Source organism: Streptomyces rubiginosohelvolus (assembly GCF_014649875.1).
Classification (GTDB): Bacteria; Actinomycetota; Actinomycetes; order Streptomycetales; family Streptomycetaceae; genus Streptomyces; species Streptomyces rubiginosohelvolus.
Genome location: NZ_BMTW01000022.1, coordinates 33,557 through 50,910, shown reverse-complemented (window position 1 = coordinate 50,910; position 17,354 = coordinate 33,557). Strand labels below are relative to the sequence as shown.

The window sequence follows — 17,354 nt, the reverse complement described above, 5'->3', positions numbered from 1 at the left end:
CGATGCACGATGTCGGTGTGCCGACGCACCGGTCGAGGGGACGGAACAGCATGAGTACATATGGAGCCGGACAATCTCCCGGTGCCGTACCGGGCGCACGTCACCGCGCCGGAACCCTGCGGTCACCCGTACAGCGCAGTCTGCCGGGACAGGGTCCCGTACTGCCACCCGCCACGCCCGCCACCGCCACCGTGCCGGAGCAGGCCGGCGGCGACGCGGGGTTCGTCGGGCTGCGGCTGCCGGAGCTGCGGACGCTGCGCCGGGACGCCCAGCGCGACGAGGCCGATCTCAGTTACGTACGCCGGCTCGTGCAGGGCCGGATCGACATCCTCCGGGCCGAACTGGCCCGCCGCCGGGACCCGGAGGCGCCGGTGGAGGACGCCGCCGTGGTCGACCGGCTCTCGGAGATCCTGGCCGACACCCCGTCCCGGCACCGCACCTCGGCCCGGCACGTCACGCTGACGACGCCGCGCGGCGACGAGTTCCGGCAGCTCGCCGCGGAGAACCTCGCCGAGGTCGAGCTGTCCGACCTGGACGCCCGGACGGACGAGGAGCTGCACACGGCGATGGGCCGGCTCGTCCGCTTCGAACAGCAGGTCTCCCGGCGCCGTCACGAGCTCCAGCGCACGGCCGACGATTGCGGCGCGGAGATCGCCCGCAGGTACCGTGACGGGGAAGCACAAGTGGACGACCTGCTCGCCTGAAGCGACCCTTCCGGGCGCGGGTCCCGCACCCCCGTCCCCGGAAGGCCACCCATGACGTCGAGCGACGCCCCGTCCGCCATATCCTCCGCCCCGGCAGCCGCCCCGCCCGTCCTGGCCGAGGTCGTGCGCTCCGGGTTCACCGAGGGCCACCACCGGGGGTCGCTGGTCCTGCTGGCCGCCGACGGCAGCGTGGAGCGGGCGATCGGCGATCCGGCGGCACCGGTCTTCCCCCGGTCCTCCAACAAGCCGATGCAGGCCGCCGCGATCCTGCGGGCCGGCCTCGACCTGGCGGGCGAACGGCTGGCGCTGGCCGCCGCGAGCCACTCCGGGGAGCCCTTTCACCTCGACCTCGCGCGGAAGATGCTCGCCGAGCACGGGCTGAGCCCCGCCGACCTGCAGACCCCGCCCGACCTGCCGCTGGACCCGGTGGAGGCGGAGACGTACCTCGCGGCCGGGAACGTACGCGAGCGGATCACGATGAACTGCTCCGGCAAGCACGCGGCGATGCTCGCCGTCTGCGTCCGCAACGGCTGGGACACGGCCACCTACCTCGATCCCGCGCACCCGCTCCAGCAGCTCGTCGGCCAGGTCGTCGCCGAGGCCGCGGGCGAGCCCGTCGCCTCGGTCGGCACGGACGGCTGCGGGGCCCCGCTGATGGCGATCGGGCTGACCGGCCTGGCCCGCGCCTTCCGCTCCTTCGTGCTCGCGGAGCCCGGGAGCGCCGAGCGCCGGGTCGCCGACGCGATGCGCACCCACCCGGAGTACGTCGCGGGCACCCGGCGCCCCGACACCTGGCTGATGCGCGAGGTGCCCGGGACGCTCTCCAAGATGGGCGCCGAGGCGGTCCAGGCGGTCGCCCTGGCCGACGGACGGGCCCTCGCCTTCAAGATCGACGACGGGTCGGCCCGGGCGCTCGGCCCGGTGCTCGCCCGCGCCCTGGAGCTGCTGGGCGTCGACGCCCCGGTGGTCGCGAGGATCGGACGGTCGCCGCTGCTCGGCGGGGCGGCCGAGGTCGGGGAAATTCGCGCGACATTCTGAACCGTGCCTGCTTAGCGTGGAGGAATGAGCCTCGATGTCCGCCCCGTCGCCCCCTCCGAGATCGCCGACTGGATGAAGGCGGTGGGCACCGGCTTCCTGACCCCCACCGCCGAGAAGCCGGGCGAGGAGCTGGTCGCCGACCGGTTCGGGGACGCCGACCTCTCCCGTATGCAGGGCGTCTTCGACGACGGGCGGTGCGTGGCGACGTTCCGCTCGTTCGCCCAGCAGCTGACCGTGGTCGGCGGGGCCACCGTGACGGCCGACGCGGTCACCGGGGTCACGGTGTCGCCCACGCACCGCCGCCGCGGACTGCTCAGCCGGATGATGGCGACGGACCTGGCGGCGGCCAAGGAGCGCGGCGAGGTGGTCGCCTCGCTGATCGCCGCCGAGTACCCGATCTACGGGCGGTACGGCTTCGGCCCCGCCTCCTGGACCGCCGAGTGGGAGATCGCGGTGCCCCGCACCGGGCTCGACCCGCGCCGCTCCGGGCAGCCGGCGGACGGCGGCCGGATCGAGCTGGTGGACGGCGCTGACGTCCGCAAGACCGGCCCCGAGGTGCACGCCGCGCTGGCGGCCCGGCAGCCCGGCATCGTCGGCCGCGGCGAGCGCTGGTGGCGGATGCGCACGGGCGTCGCACCCCGCGCGGAGCACGAGACCTGGACCGAGCCGTTCTACGTCGTGCACCGCGCCGCGAACGGGGAGGCAGACGGCCTGCTGGTGTACAGCGTGGACGACAAGTGGGGCGACTCCAAGCAGCCGCTGAACACCGCTTCCGTACGGGACATGATCGCGCTGAACCCGGCGGCGGAGCGGGCCCTGTGGCACTACCTCTGCTCGGTCGACTGGATCACCACGGTCCGCTCGGGCTACCGCGCCCCCGACGACCTGCTCCCGCTGCTGCTCCCCGACCCGCGCGCGGCCCGGATGATCACGAACGCGGACTGGCTGTGGCTGCGCATGCTGGACGTGCCGCGTGCCCTGGAGGCCCGGACGTACGCCGTCGAGGCGTCGCTCGTCCTGGACGTCCGGGACCCGGCGGGCCTGGCCGGGGGCCGTTTCCTGCTGGACGTCTCGGACTCCGGCGCCCGCTGCGTCCCCACCACCCGGAGCGCCGATCTCACCCTGGACGTGGCGGAGCTGTCCACGCTGTACCTGGGCGACGAGTCCGTGCGGCGGCTGGTGGACCTGGGCCGGGTGGAGGAGCTGCGGCCGGGTGCGGCGACGACGGCGGACGCGGTGTTCCGCACGGGCCGCCGGCCGTGGTGCCCGGACGTGTTCTGAGGCCCGGCGCCGGGGGTCAGCGCGTCCGGATCCGGAACAGCGTCCCCGAGGCGCCGACCGCCACGGCGAGCAGCCCCGCCGCCCACGCGAGCGCGACCCAGGGGGTGTTGCCCACGTCCTGGCCGAGCAGCAGCCCGCGCAGCGACTCGATGGCCGGGGTGATCGGCTGGTGGTCGGCGAAGCCGTGCAGCCAGTCCGGCATGTTCTCGGTCGGGACGAACGCGCTGCTCGGGTAGGGCAGGAACGACATGAAGAACGTGAAGCCGCTCGCCGCCTCGGGAGTCCGGGCCAGCAGGCCGATCGCCGCCGAGATCCAGGACAGGGCCGCGATGTAGGCGACCAGCACGGCGCCGACCACGAGCCAGCCGCTCCAGGAGGCGGCGGGCCGGAAGCCGATCAGGAGCGCGACGCCGAAGACCAGGGCGGTGGAGCACAGGTTGCGGACGGTGCTGGCCGCCACGTGCCCGGCCAGCACCGGCGTACCGCCCACGTCCAGGGAGCGGAACCGGTCGATGATGCCGCCCTTCATGTCCTCGCTGACGGCGGTGGCGGTGGTCGCGGCGCCGAACCCGGCGGACAGGAGCAGGACGCCCGGGACGACGTACATGACGTACGAGTCGTAGTCCGTCCCGGTGTCGATCGCGCCGCCGAAGAAGTAGACGAAGATCAGCATCAGCATGATCGGCAGGGCCAGGGACGTGATCAGCGCGTCGATGTTGCGGCTGCTGATGCGCAGGGCGCGGGCGGCCATGACGGCGGTGTGGGTGAAGGGGCCGGGCCCGCGTCCGGGGGCAGGGGCCCGCTCGGAGAGCCGGTCCGGGATGCTGTGCTGAACGGCGGTGTCAGACATGGGCGGATGCCTCCGGGGTCGTGGGCGCGTCCGGCGAGATCGCGTCCGGCGTGGACGCGCTCGTCGAGGTCGCGTCCGTCGTGGGCCCGTTCGGCGTCGGAGTGCTCGATGTCAGGGCCAGGAAGACGTCGTCGAGGGTCACGCTGTGCAGGCTGAAGCGTTCGATCTCCCGGCCGACCGGGTCGATCTCGTCGAGCAGGGCGCGCACCTGGGCCGCCGAGCCGTCGGTGGGGATGCCGAGCGTCAGGGTCTCGGGGGAGTGGTGGACGGCCCGGCCTGCGAGCCTCAGATAGGCCTCCTGGCTGGTGAGGACCAGGTCGAGGCGGTGACCGCCGACGCGGGACTTGAGGTCGGCCGCGGTGCCCTCGGCGGCGATCCGGCCCCGGTCGAGGAGGGCGATCCGGCCGGCGAGGCGGTCGGCCTCCTCCAGATACTGGGTGGTGAGCAGGACGGTCGCCCCGCGTGCGGCCAGCTCGCGGACGGCCTCCCAGAGCTCCTGGCGGCTGCGCGGGTCGAGGCCGGTGGTCGGCTCGTCGAGGAAGAACACCCCGGGCTCCGGTGATCCGACGAGCCCGGCGGCGAGGTCGAGCCGGCGGCGCATCCCCCCGGAGTACGTCCGGACCGGGCGACGGGCGGCCGCGGTGAGGCCGAAGCGCTCCAGGAGTTCGGCCGCCCGGCGTCGTGCGGCGGCCCGGGACTGTCCGGTGAGCCGGGCCATCATCCGCAGGTTCTCCTCGCCGGTCTGGGTCTCGTCGACGGCGGCGAACTGGCCGGTGAGGCTGATGGAGCGGCGTACCGCGCTCCGGTCGGCGACGACGTCGTACCCCGCGACCCGGGCGGTGCCGGAGTCGGCCTCGGTCAGCGTCGCGAGGATCCGCACGGTGGTGGTCTTGCCCGCGCCGTTCGGCCCGAGCAGGGCGAAGACGGTGCCGCGTCCGACCCGGAGGTCGATGCCGTCGAGAACCCGGACGGCGGGCTTTCCGTAGGACTTGGTGAGGCCGTGCGCCTCGATGGTGGCGGCGGAGTCTCCACCCGGCCGGATCGGGTCGGTCATGTCCGGACCCCCTTCTGCGTATGACATACGCGTTACGGCGTAAGCCTTACGCATCTCTAGGATGGGGTCAAGGCGTACGCGGGCACGGGCGGGGCGCCGGGCAGGGCCGGAAGCCGGGCGAAGGGGATGCGGTGGCGGAGAAGAGCAGCTCGGGCGGCGGTGACCTGCCGGCCAGCCTGGAGGCGGCCTGGGGGCTGCGGGCCCGCCCGGCGAAGGGCCCGAAGCCCGGCCTGAGCCTGGAGCGGATCGTGGCCGCGGCGGTGGACGTCGCGTCGGCCGACGGGCTCGCGGCCGTGTCGATGGGCCGGGTCGCCCAGGAGGTCGGCGCCTCCACGATGTCGCTGTACCGGTACGTCTCCGCCAAGGACGAGCTGTACGTCTTGATGCAGGAGGCCGCCTTCGGCCCCCCGGAACCGCTGTCCGCCCTGGAGTCCGGCGCGGGCTGGCGGGAGGCGCTCGCCGAGTGGGCGTCCGCGCAGCGGGACCGGCTCCACGCCCACCTCTGGCTGCTCCGGATCCCCGTCGGGGGCCCGCCCGCGACCCCGAACTCGCTGGCCTGGTGGGAGCAGGGGATCCAGGCGCTGGAGGGCAGCGGGCTCGCCGAGGGCGACAAGACCTCGGTGGTCCTCCTGGTCTCCAACTTCGTCCGCAGCGAGGCGGTCCTGATGGCCGACCTGGCCGCCGCCGTGGTCGCGCGCGGGGTGTCGCCCGACGAGGTGACGGCGTCCTACGAGCGCACCCTCAAACGCCTCGTCGACCCCGCCCGGCACCCCGGGATCTCCCGGCTGCTGGAGTCCGGGGCGATGAGCGAGCCGGACGACCCGGACTACGAGTTCACCTTCGGGCTGGAGCGTCTGCTGGACGGGGTGGAGGCGCTGATCCGTAAGACGGACGGAGGCGTCAAGTCCGCTTGAGCCGAGGCGCGTACGCTTCATGGTCATGAACGGAGAGAACCCCGCGAACGGCGACCGTTCCGGCCCCGCTTCCGCTTCCCCTTCCGGTTCCGGTTCCGGTTCCGCTTCCGGCGACGGGCCGGCGCCGGTCGGTCTGCGGGAGCGCAAGAAGCGGCTGACCTACCAGGCGGTCTCCGACGCGGCGATCACGATGTTCCTGGAGCGGGGCTTCGACAAGGTGTCGGTGGCGGAGGTGGCGGCCGCGGCGGACATCTCCAAGCCGACGCTGTTCCGGTACTTCCCCGCCAAGGAGGACCTGGTCCTGCACCGGTTCGCCGACCACGAGGACGAGGCGGCCCGGGTGGTCACGGGCCGCGCCCCGGACGAGACCCCGCTGGACGCCCTGCGCCGCCACTTCCTCGACGGCCTCGACCGCCGCGACCCGGTGACCGGCCTCTGCGACGCACCGCAGGTGCTGGCGTTCCTGCGCCTGCTGTACGGGACACCGTCCCTGGTCGCCCGCCTGCACGCCTACCAGGGCCGCTCCGAGGCGGCCCTCGCCCGCGCGCTCGGCGGCGGGTTGTCCGACCGCCTCGCGGCCGGGCAGATCATCGCGGTCCTGCGCATCCTGGCCCTGGAGAACTGGCGGCGGATCGACGCGGGGGAGAGCGCGGACCGGATCTACGCGGGGGCGGTCCAGGCGGCCGAGGAGGCGTTCGTCCAGCTGCGGACGGGCTTGGAACCTCTGCCGCACCCCCGCGGCTGAGGGGCGCGGCCGACGGTGAGCGGGGCGCCGGTGCGTGCGCGAGGCCGTGATCAGTCGGCGAGCAGGGCGGCGGTGAGCGCGGGGCGGTGGTCCGCCAGCCAGTCCTGGTGCCGGTCCCACACGGCACGCCCGCTCTGCTGGTACGCCGCCGTGTACGCCGCGTCCCCCCGCTCCACCCGCCGCTCGACGAACGCCCGGCACACCGAGGTTGCCTGCTCGATCACCCGGGGCAGGGCGGCCCGGTCCGCGCGCCCCAGCCCGTAGCCGTCGGCCAGGACGCGCAGGCGGTGCGCCGGGTCGAGACCGGGCCGGCCCCGCATCGGCGCCCAGTAACGCGCCGCCATCGCCACGTCCCACACCGGGCGGCCGGGCGCGGCCAGGTCGAAGTCGATGAGGGCGGCGGCGCGCCCTTCCCGGAACACCACGTTCTCCAGGCACGCGTCGTTGTGGCAGACCAACGCGCCGGAAGCCGCCCCCTCCGGATCGGCCAGGTCGGAGGGCCAGCCGGCGGCGCGGTCGAACGGTACGCCCGCCGCCGCGTCGTGCATGCGCCGCAGCAGCGCACCCACGGAGCGCAGGGCGTCGTCCGTCCAGGCCCATTCCGGATACGGCGGGACGGCGACCTCGCCGGGAACGTACGAGAGCCGCTCACGATGCCCGGAGGCTCCCAGGGGCACGGGCACGCCGTCGAACCCCCGCTCCCGGAGGGCCCGGAGGTGGGGGTGCAGGAGGGCGACGTGCGGCGGGGCGGGACGTTCGACGGTGTCGCCGTGGCGCAGGACGGCGCCGGCGTTGGCCAGTCCGCCGGACAGCACTTCCGGCTCACGGGTCATGGGGCCACGACTGCCTCCTCGGCGCAGGCCCCCAACGCCCGCCGCAGATCGTCCGGTTCGCGGTAGAGAGCGGTGGTCATGCCGAGGGCGGCGGCCGCGTCGGTGTTCTCCTGGCGGTCGTCCACGAACAGACACCGCTCCACCGGTACGCCGGCCCGCGCGGCCGCGATGCGGTAAATGGCCGGGTCCGGCTTGGCCACCTGCTCCACCGCGCTGCTCACGACCGCGTCGGCGAGATCGGTCAGGCCCAACAGTGCCAGGTCCGCCTCCAGTTGGAGGGTCGCATTGGTGACGAGGACCAGCGGGACGTGGGTCCTGGCCCGGCGCAGCAGCGACACCACCTCCTCGTCGGCCCGGAACGGCGCGTCCGCGAGCGCCCGCCCCAGCTCATGGGCCCGCTCCGCGCCCACCCGCTCCGTGAGCCCGGCCGCGATGGACTCCACCCAGGCGTCCGGGGTGATCCGGCCGAGGAGCAGCGGGAGGTCGGTCTCGGGCGCGTAGCCGAGGTCCGTCGTGGTGCCTTCCGGCAGTCCGGCGGCCCGCTCCAGGGCGGCGAGCGGGGCGGTGTCGTAGAAGCGGATGACGTTGTCGAGGTCGCAGAGCACGGCGTCGAAGGCGCGGTCGGCGGGGGCGGGTGTCACAGTCCGGCGAGTCCGGCGAGCAGCTCGGCGGCCGGCTTCGGGCGGACGAGCCAGCGCAGATGGCCGCCTTCGAGGGTCCGGACATCGAAGGGGTTGTCGGGCGTGAGCGCGTCGGCCTCGCGGATCATGCGGTCCTGGAGGGCGGGCGTAAGGCTGGTGTCGGCGGACAGCCGCACATAGGTCCGGGGGACCCGGCCCCAGGTCGCGGCCTGCGCCCGGTCGGCCGACGTACCGACGTCGAGGTTCTCGTCGGGCTGGAAGGTGTTGAGGAAGGTCCGGAACTCGTCGTCGGTGAGGTCGGCCGCGAACGCGTGCTTGAAGGCGGCGAGCGCAGCCGCGTCGGCCGTACGGAAGTTGACCCGCAGCAGCCCGAGTTCGGCAGGGTTCCCGACGAGCGCGAGGGCCAGGGCTCCCGCGTCGACATCGGCCATCTCCGGCTCGGCGTAGTAGTCGTTCACGTCCAGATCGACGGGGCACCAGGCGGAGACGTAGACGATCCGGTCGATCAGGTCCGGCCGGGCGTTGGCGACGGCGGTGACCGTGATGCCGCCCCGGCTGTGGGCGACGAGGATCGTGGGCCCGTTCCGTTTGGCCCGTTCCAGGACCTCGATCACGTGGGCCACGTTGTCCGCGAGGGTGACGCCCTTGATCGCCCCCGGCTCGGCGGCCAGCGCACCGAGATCCTGGGGTGTCTGGTAGGCGGCGGGGTACGTGGCCCCGAAGCCGTGCCCCGGAAGGTCGACCGCGGCCGATCGGTGCCCGAGCAGGGCGAGTTCGGCCTGGAGCGGCGCGAAGGAGAACGAGGTGGCGAAGGCGCCGTGGACGAGGACGAAAGTCGGTGGATTCTGCATGCTTCAGCCTCCAACAGAACGATCTTCGGGACAAGGGCCAGGAACGGGACGGGGACGCGGGCTTCCGTCCCGCTTGACCTGGACCGAGGTCCAGGGGCGAGGCTTGCGGCATGAGTGAGGCAGATGAGCTGTTCGGTATCGCGGAGGTCTCGGCCGCGATCGGTCTGGAACCCGACACGTTGCGGTACTTCGAACGTCAGGGGGTCGTACCGTCTCCACGGCGCGACGGTGCGGGACGCCGTCAGTACACGACGGCCGATGTCGAGCTGATCCGCATGCTGGTCCATCTCCGCGAGACGGGGATGCCCCTGGCCGATATCGCGCAGTTCACCGGCGCCGACGGCAAGGCGGCTGATCCGGCCGGGCTCCGGTTGGACCTGCTGACGGCTCATCGCCGTCGCATCCACGACCGGCGCGAGGAGCTGGACCGTGCGCTCGACGTCATCACCCGGAAGATCGCGGACTTCAGCGACCGGATCACGAGCCCGGTGGACCTCCTCGAACGACCCGACTGCACGATCGCCTTCGGCGTTCAGGGTGACGGGCCGCTGCTGTTCCTCGTCGGCGCGCCCGTCGGGCGGGCCGGTTTCGCGGCGCTGGCGCACGAACTGGCGGGCAGGTTCACCGTCGTCACCCACGACCCGCGCGGTATCGGTGACAGCCGCGCCGTCCCGGGGATGGCCGCACCCACGCCCGAGGTCCTGGCCGAGGATCTCGCCGCACTGGTCGACAGGTTCACCGGCGGACCCGCCCTGTTCGCCGGTACCAGCGGTGGCGCCGTGACGCTGCTGGAGCTGGGCAGACGGCATCCCGGCATGGTCGGCCGGGCCGTCCTGCACGAACCGCCCCTGGTGTCGCTCCTCGATGACCCTGACCTGGCCGCCCGGGCCGCGGCGGCGTTCGGCGTGGCGGAGGCCGACCCTCAGCGGGCCGTGCAGGAGTTCTTCGACCTCAGCGGCGCTGCTCACCGCACCGGACCGGATGAGAAGCCTCCGGCGCCTATGGCGCTCCCCGCGCTGCCGGCCGAGGAACTCGACAAGAACCGCTACTTCCTGGGGCGGATGGCCGGCCCCACGGTCTTCTACGCCCCCGACGTCGAGGCCGTCCGCCGCGTGCCGCTGACGCTGTGCGCCGGCTCGCTGAGCCACCACCAGATGGCGCGCCGGGCGACCAGGGCGCTCGCCGGCCTTCTGGAGCTGCCTCTGATCGACATGCCCGGCAACCACCTCGGCGCGAGCGCCGAGCCGGCGGAGTTCGCGCGGGCACTCGGGCTCCTGCTCGAACCCTGAGCGCGCCCGTGTGGGGCTTCTTGGTCTTTTCGAGCCGCCGGGTGGGTAGGGAATTCGCACGCCGCGACACACGACACTTTTGCAAGCGCCTGCTTGCAAAAGTTAGCAGAGGTGTTGCACTATCGAGTCATGGCATCACTCAACGTCGGCAATCTCGGTGAGTACCTGCGGGAGCAGCGCCGTGCAGCGCAGCTCTCGCTGCGGCAGCTCGCCGATGCCACCGGGGTGTCGAACCCGTATCTCAGCCAGATCGAGCGCGGTCTGCGGAAGCCCAGCGCGGACGTGCTCCAGCAGGTCGCCAAGGCGCTGCGGATCTCGGCCGAGACCCTGTACGTCCGTGCGGGGATCCTCGACGAGCGGGAGCGGGAGGAGCTGGAGACGCGGGCGGTCATTCTGGCCGATCCGTCGATCAACGAGCGGCAGAAGAACGTTCTGCTGCAGATCTACGACTCCTTCCGCCGCGAGAACGGATTCGCGCCCGGGCCCGACGCGGACGCCGGCTCCGCCGATGGCGTGACAGCGGACACCGACACCGGTGCGGACGGCGATGCCGGGACCCGTAACGGCGACGACGCCGGTACGGGCACCACCAAAGACCACGACCCTCACAGCTAGCAGCTGGTTCCGAGTGATCCGGGAGGACCACAGTCATGGCCATCACCGATGACCTGCGCAAGACCCTCACCGACCCCACCCCCCTCTACTTCGCCGCCGGTACGGCCGACCTGGCCGTCCAGCAGGCGCGCAAGGTGCCGGCGCTGATCGAGCAGCTGCGGGCCGAGGCGCCCGAGCGGATCGACGCCGTGCGCAACACCGACCCCAAGGCCGTGCAGGAGAAGGTGACCACGCAGGCCAAGGAGGCCCAGGCCACCGTGCAGGCGAAGGTCACCGAGGTCTTCGGCTCGTTCGACGCCGCCGATCTGAAGAAGCTCGGCGAGAACGCTCAGGACCTGGCGCTCCGCAGTGTGGGCGTGGCCGCCGAGTACGCGATCAAGGCCCGTGAGGCGTACGAGAAGGTCGCCGAGCACGGCGAGCAGACCGTACGGACCTGGCGCGGGGAGACGGCCGACGAGATCGTCGAGATCGCCGCCGTCGTCGAGGCCGAGCCGAAGGCCGCTCCCAAGCCCGCCCCCTCCAAGGCCGCCGCGGCCAAGCCCGCCCCGAAGAGCGCGGCCAAGAGCACGCCGGCCGCCGGGGGCTCCGTGAAGGCCGCCCCGGCCAAGCCCGCCGCGACGAAGGCCGCGCCCGCCGCTTCGGTGAAGTCCGCCGAGGCCAAGGCCGCGCCCGCCAAGAAGACGCCCGCGCCCCGCAAGCCCGCGGCCAGGAAGACCCCGCCGGCCGACGGCAAGTGACCCGCACGGGTCCTTGCCCGACGCGGTACGCGTGACCGGGACGCGGGGCGGGCACCTTTAGGGGTGGCCGGTTCGTTGTCCCGGTACCTTGGCCCTCCCGGCCGCAGGGCGCTCATCCACTCACTAGGCGGTACACAGCATGTTGCTCTCAGCATTCGGCTCACTCCTCCAGCTGCTCTATCTGGCGATGCTGGTGCTGGCCGTGGTCGCGTTCGTCTTCGCGGCGACCGCCCGTGAGGACGCCTACCGTGCCGCCGACAAGAAGAAGAAGTCGTTCTGGCTGATCATTCTCGGCATCGCCGTCGCCGTGAACCTGCTCATCCCGATGCTGTTCCTGCAGCTCGCGGGCGTCGTCGCGTCGATCGTGTTCATGGTCGACGTGCGCCCCGCGCTCAAGGCGGTCTCGGGCGGCGGCGGTCGCCGCGGCGGCTCCAGCAGCGACGGCCCGTACGGTCCCTACAACGGCGGTCGCTGAACGCCCAGGGGGCGTGCGACGACGGGTGAAGCGGGGCGGGAGCGCGGTGCGCTGCCGCCCCCTCGTCGTATCCGCTCCGGATCGCGGCCCAGCAGCAGGACCGCCACGTCGTCGGTCAGCTCACCGCCGTTCAGCTCCCGCACCTCGGCGACCGCCGCCTCCAGCAGCTCCTCGCCCGCCAGGCCCTCGTCCAGCCGGCCGTTGACCATCGCGACCATGCCGTCCTGGCCGAGCCGCTCGCTGCCGCCGGTCCCCACCCGTCCCTCGATGAGCCCGTCGGTGTACATCATCAGGCTCCAGGCGGCGCCCAGCTCGACCTGGCGGCGCGGCCAGCGGGCGCGCGGCAGCAGCCCCAGGGCCGGGCCGCCGTCCTCGTACGGGAGCAGCCGGGCCGGCCGGCCGTGGCGGGCGAGCAGCGGCGCGGGGTGTCCGGCCAGGCAGAGCCCGGCCCGCCGCCCGTCGGGCGCGATGTCGACGGTGCACAGCGTCGCGAAGATCTCCTCGCTCTGCCGCTCGTGCTCCAGCACCTGCTGGAGCGTGGAGAGCAGCTCGTCCCCGCACAGCCCGGCCAGGGTCAGCGCCCGCCAGGCGATCCGCAGCTCGACGCCGAGCGCCGCCTCGTCCGGGCCGTGGCCGCAGACGTCGCCGATCATCGCGTGCACCGTGCCGTCCGGGGTGCGGACGACGTCGTAGAAGTCGCCGCCGAGGAGCGCGCGGCTGCGCCCGGGGCGGTAGCGGGCGGCGAAGCTCAGGCCGGAGCCGTCCAGCAGCGGGGTGGGGAGCAGGCCGCGTTCCAGGCGGGCGTTCTCCTGGGCGCGCAGCCGGGACTCGGTCAGCTGGTACTGGGCCAGGTCGGCGCGCTTGCGCTCCACGGCGTACCGGATGGCGCGGCTCAGGACGCGCGCGTCCAGCTCGCCCCGGAAGAGGTAGTCCTGCGCCCCGACGCGTACCGCCTCGGCCGCCAGCTCCGTGTCGTCCTCGGCGGTCAGCGCCAGGACCGCGTGCAGCGGGGCGATGCGGAGGATGTGGGTGAGGGCCGCCAGCTCGTCGGCCCGGCCGGGGGCGGGGCCGTCGCCGGAGCCGCTGTCGGAGCCCGCCACCGGCAGGGCCAGGTCCAGCAGGATGCAGTCGACGTCGTCGGTGAGCAGCCGCGCCGCCTCGGTGAGGTTGCGGGCGGTACGGATACGGACCCGGGTCCCGGCCGCTGCCGAGAGCTCGGGGACGGTGATGGTGGTGCCCGCCGGGTCGTCCTCGATCACCAGCAGGGTGAGGTCGCCGTGGGAGGTCTCCGCAGCGGGCACGGAGCGCTGCTGCGGTACGGGTACGGGCATCGGTTCTGGTTTCCTTCCCTCCCCCCGAGGGCGCGGCGGGTCGACGATCGACGATCCGCCAGTCGGGGACGATAGCGGTCCGCGGTGGGGGAACGGAATGGCGCGCGGGGATCGGCCCCTGTCATATGCGCCGTCATAAGCCGCGTCCCGACACGGATCCGGCGCGATGGGCGGCTGTACGGGGCGGAAGCGCCCATGACAAACATCACGCGTCCACGGACGGCGGCGTGGCCCCGCTCACGTGGCCCCGATCACCCCGGTCACCCCGGGGGGCCCCGGTGGGCCCCGGTCACCCCGGTGGGCCCCTGCCGGTCCGGTGGGTCCCCTACTTGTCCGGGCGGACCACGCCGAGGATCTTCATCGAGCCCGCGCCCGCCAGCGTGACGTTGCGGCCGGGGCGCGGGGAGTGGACGATCGCGCCGTCGCCGACGTACATCCCGACGTGGCTGGCGTCGGCGTGGTAGATGATCAGGTCGCCGGGGCGCATGTCCTGGACGTCGATGCGCGGCAGCAGCCGCCACTGCTCCTGCGAGGTGCGCGGGATCGGCCGCTTCGCCGCCAGCCAGGCCTGGGAGGTCAGGCCGGAGCAGTCGAACGAACCGGGGCCCTCGGCCCCCCAGACGTACGGCTTGCCGATCTGCGCCGTCGCGAAGGCCACCGCCGCCGCTCCGGCCTCGCTCGCCTCGCCGCTGACGTCCTTGATCGCGCCGGAGGAGAGCCAGGCGGTCTGCGCCTCGTTCGCCGCGTCCTGCTCCAGCTGGCGCAGCCGGTCGCGCTCCTTCTTCTCCAGCCGCGATTCGAGCTTCTCCGCCGCCTTGATCTGCGCGTTGATCTTCTTCTTGGCCTTGGCCTGCTTGACCCGGTTCGCTTCCAGCTTCGCCCAGTTGGCGCTGGCGTCCTGGGTGTACGTCTCCAGGTCCTGCTGCGTCTGGTTCAGCTCGGCCAGCAGCGACTTGGAGGCCTGCTGGCCCTGGCGGACCTTGTTGATCCCGTCCAGGAAGAGCTTCGGGTCGTTGCTCAGGGCGAGCTGCGCACCGGGCGGCAGGCCGCCGTTGCGGTACTGCTCGCGGGCCTGGGCGCCGGCCCGGTCCTTCAACGCGGCGATACGCGCCTGGCCGTCGACGATCGCCTTGGCCAGCTTCACGATCTCGCCGGACTGCTTCTTCGTCTGCTCCTCGGCGAGGTTGTACGCGTCGGTCGCCGCGCCCGCCTTCCGGTACAGCGTCTCGATCTGCTCGCGGACCTTCTCCAGGTCCGCGTTGGAGTAGCGCTGCGGCGCGCCGGCCGGGGCGGAGGACGAGGAGGGCGAGGGCTCCGGAACCGGGGCGGCCGAGGCCTGGCCCGTGGACGTCAGCAGGGCCAGCGCACAGACCAGCGTGATGGCGGCCGTGGCGCAGTGGCGTCGGTTCACGAGCTCCCCCTCCGGGCGCATATCTGACTTACCGTCAGTAACTTTTCGGCAACGTCGCGATCGTGCCATGTCGTCCTCCAAAGCAACAGAGGCCGACGGCACCCGGCACGTCACATAGCGCCCGCACAGGGCCACTTCGTCATCCCCACCCACAGGGACGAACGATGCCCCCGCGGCGTTCCCGGAGCGGGCGATCTCTGCCCGATCGGGGAAGAGTTCAGTGCCCGGCGGGCCGCAACGCGTCCCACTCCACGGTGATCTCGCCCTGCCGCCACCGCCGCACGCCGTCCGTCACCGGCCAGTCGGCCGCCACCGCCCGCACCGCGGCGATCCAGCGCTGCCGCGCACCCAGCGAGGCGTACGGGGAGGCCGCCGCCCACGCCCGGTCGAAGTCCCGCAGGAACGCGTGGACCGGCTCGCCCGGCACATTGCGGTGGATCAGCGCCTTCGGCAGCCGTTCCGCGAGGTCCGAGGGGCGCTCCAGCGAGCCGAGCCGGGTCGCGAAGGTGACCGTGCGCGGCCCCTCGGGCCCCAGCGCCACCCAGACGTGCCGGCGGCCGATCTCGTCGCAGGTCCCCTCCACCAGGAGCCCGTCCGCGTCGAGGCGGGAACACAGCCGCGCCCAGACCTCGGCGACCTGGTCCTCGTCGTACTGGCGCAGCACGTTCGCCGCCCGGATGAGCAGGGGCCGCACCGCCAGGGGCACCTCGAAGCCCCCGTGCACGAAGGTCAGCCCCTCCCGCTCGTACGGCTTCGCCGCCGCGACCCGGTCCGGGTCGATCTCGATCCCCGCCACGGCGGTGCGCGGCTCGGCGGTACGGAGTCGGGCCAGCAGCTCGACCGCGGTCCAGGGGGCCGCCCCGTACCCGAGATCGACGGCCACCGGCGTCCCGGCGCGGCGCAGGGCGGGGCCGTGTACGTCGGCGATCCAGCGGTCCATGCGCCGCAGCCGGTTCGGGTTGGTGGTCCCGCGGGTGGCGGTGCCGATGGGGCGCTGGCGCATGGGTCGAGCGTATGCGACGCGGTGCGGGGTACCCGGTTCCGTCCGGCCCCGCCCGGCCGGACGGGCGCGCGGTGCGACGCGCCGAGCGCCGCGTAATGATTTGGCAAAGCGGAAATGAAAGGCGGCATTCCACTGTTGCGACCTTCGGAGGGACCCCACGCCCTTCCCCGCAGCATGCCCCTATCGAGGAGGACCGACGAGGTGAGCCAGTACGTCTCCCGGCTCGGCTCCACCCGGACGGCCGCGCGGCTCAGGTTCCCCGGAGGATTCTCCGGGGCCTCCCGCAAGCCGCGCCGCATCGCGATGCTCTCCGTGCACACCTCCCCCCTCCACCAGCCCGGTACCGGCGACGCGGGCGGGATGAACGTCTACATCGTCGAGCTGGCCAAGCGCCTCGCCGCGATCGACATCGAGGTCGAGATCTTCACCCGGGCGACCACCGGCTCCCTGGCCCCCGCGGTCGAGCTGGCCCCCGGCGTCCTGGTCCGGCACGTCGACGCCGGACCGTACGAAGGTCTCGCCAAGGAGGACCTGCCCGCCCAGCTCTGCGCCTTCACCCACGGCGTGATGCAGGCCTGGGCCGGTCAGCGCCCCGGCTACTACGACCTCGTGCACTCCCACTACTGGCTCTCCGGCCAGGTCGGCTGGCTCGCCGCCCAGCGCTGGGGCGTCCCGCTCGTGCACGCCATGCACACCATGGCCAAGGTCAAGAACGCCGCGCTCGCCGAGGGTGACACCCCCGAGCCGCCCGCCCGGGTCATCGGCGAGACCCAGATCGTGAACGCCTCCGACCGGCTGATCGCCAACACCGCCGAGGAGGCGGACGAACTCGTCCGCTTCTACGGCGCCGATCCGGCCGCCGTCGCCGTCGTCCACCCCGGCGTCAACCTCGACCGCTTCCGCCGGGCCGACGGCCGCGCCGCCGCGCGCGCCCGGCTCGGCCTGCCGCAGGACGCGCTGATCCCGCTCTTCGCGGGCCGCATCCAGCCGCTGAAGGCCCCGGACGTGCTGCTGCGCGCGGTGGCCGTGCTGCTGGAGAGGGACCCGTCGCTGCGCTCGCGCATCGTGGTGCCGGTGGTCGGCGGGCCGAGCGGCAGCGGGCTCGCCAAGCCCGAGGGGCTCCAGAAGCTGGCCGCGCGGCTCGGTATCGCCGACGTCGTACGGTTCTGTCCGCCGGTGGGCCAGGACCTGCTGGCGGACTGGTTCCGGGCCGCGTCGGTGCTGGTCATGCCGTCGTACAGCGAGTCCTTCGGCCTGGTCGCCATCGAGGCCCAGGCGACCGGTACGCCGGTCGTCGCGGCGGCCGTGGGCGGACTGCCGGTGGCGGTGCGCGACGAGGTCAGCGGCTTCCTGATACCCGGACACGAGCCGGAGGCGTACGCCCGCGCGCTCGGGCGGTTCGCGGACGCGCCGGAGCTGGTCGACCGGATGGGGGCGGCCGCCGCGGCGCACGCCCAGTCCTTCGGCTGGGACACGGCCGCGTCGGCGACCGCCGACGTGTACACGGCCGCGCTCTGCGACCACCGCCGCCGGGCCCGGGCGCACCACGGCTGAGGCTGCCGGGCGCGTGCGGCGTACGGCC

Annotated in this window: 18 protein-coding genes; 10 read left to right on the top strand and 8 right to left on the bottom strand. The window is 73.4% G+C overall.

From position 1 onward, the window contains the following. Positions 1–50 precede the first annotated feature (50 nt). Genes IE134_RS31890 through IE134_RS31880 form a run of 3 tightly spaced genes read left to right on the top strand, consistent with a single transcriptional unit; the run spans position 51 to position 3,023 of the window. Complete coding sequence (locus IE134_RS31890) at positions 51–704, top strand: RsiG family protein (RefSeq protein ID WP_229823793.1); 654 nt, start codon at positions 51–53, stop codon at positions 702–704. Positions 705–755: 51 nt separating this feature from the next. Further along, positions 756–1,742, top strand: a complete 987-nt coding sequence (locus IE134_RS31885) for an asparaginase (RefSeq protein WP_030720415.1) — start codon at positions 756–758, stop codon at positions 1,740–1,742. Between the two features lie 24 nt (positions 1,743–1,766). Then, the gene (locus tag IE134_RS31880) at positions 1,767–3,023 is read left to right on the top strand and encodes a GNAT family N-acetyltransferase (protein WP_189432480.1); all 1,257 of its coding nucleotides are present in this window, start codon (positions 1,767–1,769) and stop codon (positions 3,021–3,023) included. A 16-nt stretch (positions 3,024–3,039) separates the two neighbouring features. Here IE134_RS31880 and IE134_RS31875 read toward each other — a convergent pair whose 3' ends face one another. Both IE134_RS31875 and IE134_RS31870 read right to left on the bottom strand, forming a co-directional pair. After that, entirely contained in the window at positions 3,040–3,873 is an 834-nt protein-coding gene (locus tag IE134_RS31875) for an ABC transporter permease (protein WP_189432478.1), read from the bottom strand. Beyond that, the gene (locus IE134_RS31870; protein WP_030720424.1) at positions 3,866–4,927 is read right to left on the bottom strand and encodes an ATP-binding cassette domain-containing protein; all 1,062 of its coding nucleotides are present in this window, start codon (positions 4,925–4,927) and stop codon (positions 3,866–3,868) included. The genes IE134_RS31875 and IE134_RS31870 overlap by 8 nt, the downstream gene beginning before the upstream one ends. Before the next feature lie 131 nt (positions 4,928–5,058). Between IE134_RS31870 and IE134_RS31865 the strand changes: the two genes are divergently transcribed. Both IE134_RS31865 and IE134_RS31860 read left to right on the top strand, forming a co-directional pair. Continuing rightward, positions 5,059–5,841 carry a TetR/AcrR family transcriptional regulator gene (locus tag IE134_RS31865; protein WP_030720427.1) on the top strand — a complete coding sequence of 261 codons (783 nt, stop codon included), beginning with the start codon at positions 5,059–5,061 and terminating at the stop codon, positions 5,839–5,841. Between the two features lie 19 nt (positions 5,842–5,860). Next, positions 5,861–6,586, top strand: coding sequence for a TetR/AcrR family transcriptional regulator (locus IE134_RS31860; RefSeq protein WP_189432476.1), 726 nt, complete (start codon positions 5,861–5,863; stop codon positions 6,584–6,586). 50 nt (positions 6,587–6,636) lie between these two features. Here IE134_RS31860 and IE134_RS31855 read toward each other — a convergent pair whose 3' ends face one another. The 3 genes from IE134_RS31855 to IE134_RS31845 are packed head-to-tail and all read right to left on the bottom strand — an operon-like array spanning position 6,637 to position 8,911. After that, positions 6,637–7,419 (bottom strand): phosphotransferase, encoded by a 783-nt coding sequence (locus tag IE134_RS31855; RefSeq protein ID WP_189432474.1) that lies wholly within the window; start codon positions 7,417–7,419, stop codon positions 6,637–6,639. Next, a complete protein-coding gene (locus tag IE134_RS31850) occupies positions 7,416–8,060 on the bottom strand; it encodes an HAD-IA family hydrolase (protein WP_189432471.1) in 645 nt (214 codons plus the stop codon). The genes IE134_RS31855 and IE134_RS31850 overlap by 4 nt, the downstream gene beginning before the upstream one ends. Then, a complete protein-coding gene (locus tag IE134_RS31845; protein ID WP_030720436.1) occupies positions 8,057–8,911 on the bottom strand; it encodes an alpha/beta hydrolase in 855 nt (284 codons plus the stop codon). Before IE134_RS31845 ends, IE134_RS31850 begins: the two co-directional genes overlap by 4 nt. A gap of 110 nt (positions 8,912–9,021) precedes the next feature. Between IE134_RS31845 and IE134_RS31840 the strand changes: the two genes are divergently transcribed. The 4 genes from IE134_RS31840 (at position 9,022) to IE134_RS31825 (ending at position 12,027) form a co-directional block, all read left to right on the top strand. After that, positions 9,022–10,200 (top strand): alpha/beta fold hydrolase, encoded by a 1,179-nt coding sequence (locus tag IE134_RS31840; RefSeq protein WP_189432469.1) that lies wholly within the window; start codon positions 9,022–9,024, stop codon positions 10,198–10,200. 129 nt (positions 10,201–10,329) lie between these two features. Then, on the top strand, positions 10,330–10,815 hold the full coding sequence (locus IE134_RS31835) for a helix-turn-helix domain-containing protein (RefSeq protein ID WP_030720442.1): 486 nt from the start codon (positions 10,330–10,332) through the stop codon (positions 10,813–10,815). 35 nt (positions 10,816–10,850) lie between these two features. Then, a complete protein-coding gene (locus tag IE134_RS31830) occupies positions 10,851–11,552 on the top strand; it encodes a hypothetical protein (RefSeq protein WP_030720444.1) in 702 nt (233 codons plus the stop codon). Positions 11,553–11,691: 139 nt separating this feature from the next. Next, entirely contained in the window at positions 11,692–12,027 is a 336-nt protein-coding gene (locus tag IE134_RS31825) for a DUF2516 family protein (RefSeq protein WP_030720447.1), read from the top strand. On the opposite strand, the gene IE134_RS31820 is transcribed toward IE134_RS31825, so the two are convergent. From IE134_RS31820 to IE134_RS31810, 3 genes are all read right to left on the bottom strand, one after another. Continuing rightward, the gene (locus IE134_RS31820; RefSeq protein ID WP_030720450.1) at positions 12,009–13,358 is read right to left on the bottom strand and encodes a PP2C family protein-serine/threonine phosphatase; all 1,350 of its coding nucleotides are present in this window, start codon (positions 13,356–13,358) and stop codon (positions 12,009–12,011) included. The genes IE134_RS31825 and IE134_RS31820 overlap by 19 nt on opposite strands. A 325-nt stretch (positions 13,359–13,683) precedes the next feature. Further along, complete coding sequence (locus IE134_RS31815) at positions 13,684–14,769, bottom strand: C40 family peptidase (protein WP_189432467.1); 1,086 nt, start codon at positions 14,767–14,769, stop codon at positions 13,684–13,686. 217 nt (positions 14,770–14,986) lie between these two features. Continuing rightward, positions 14,987–15,772 (bottom strand): hypothetical protein, encoded by a 786-nt coding sequence (locus tag IE134_RS31810; RefSeq protein WP_030720456.1) that lies wholly within the window; start codon positions 15,770–15,772, stop codon positions 14,987–14,989. A gap of 201 nt (positions 15,773–15,973) precedes the next feature. Between IE134_RS31810 and mshA the strand changes: the two genes are divergently transcribed. Next, complete coding sequence (gene mshA, locus IE134_RS31805) at positions 15,974–17,326, top strand: D-inositol-3-phosphate glycosyltransferase (RefSeq protein WP_030720459.1); 1,353 nt, start codon at positions 15,974–15,976, stop codon at positions 17,324–17,326. The last annotated feature ends 28 nt before the right edge of the window (positions 17,327–17,354 follow it).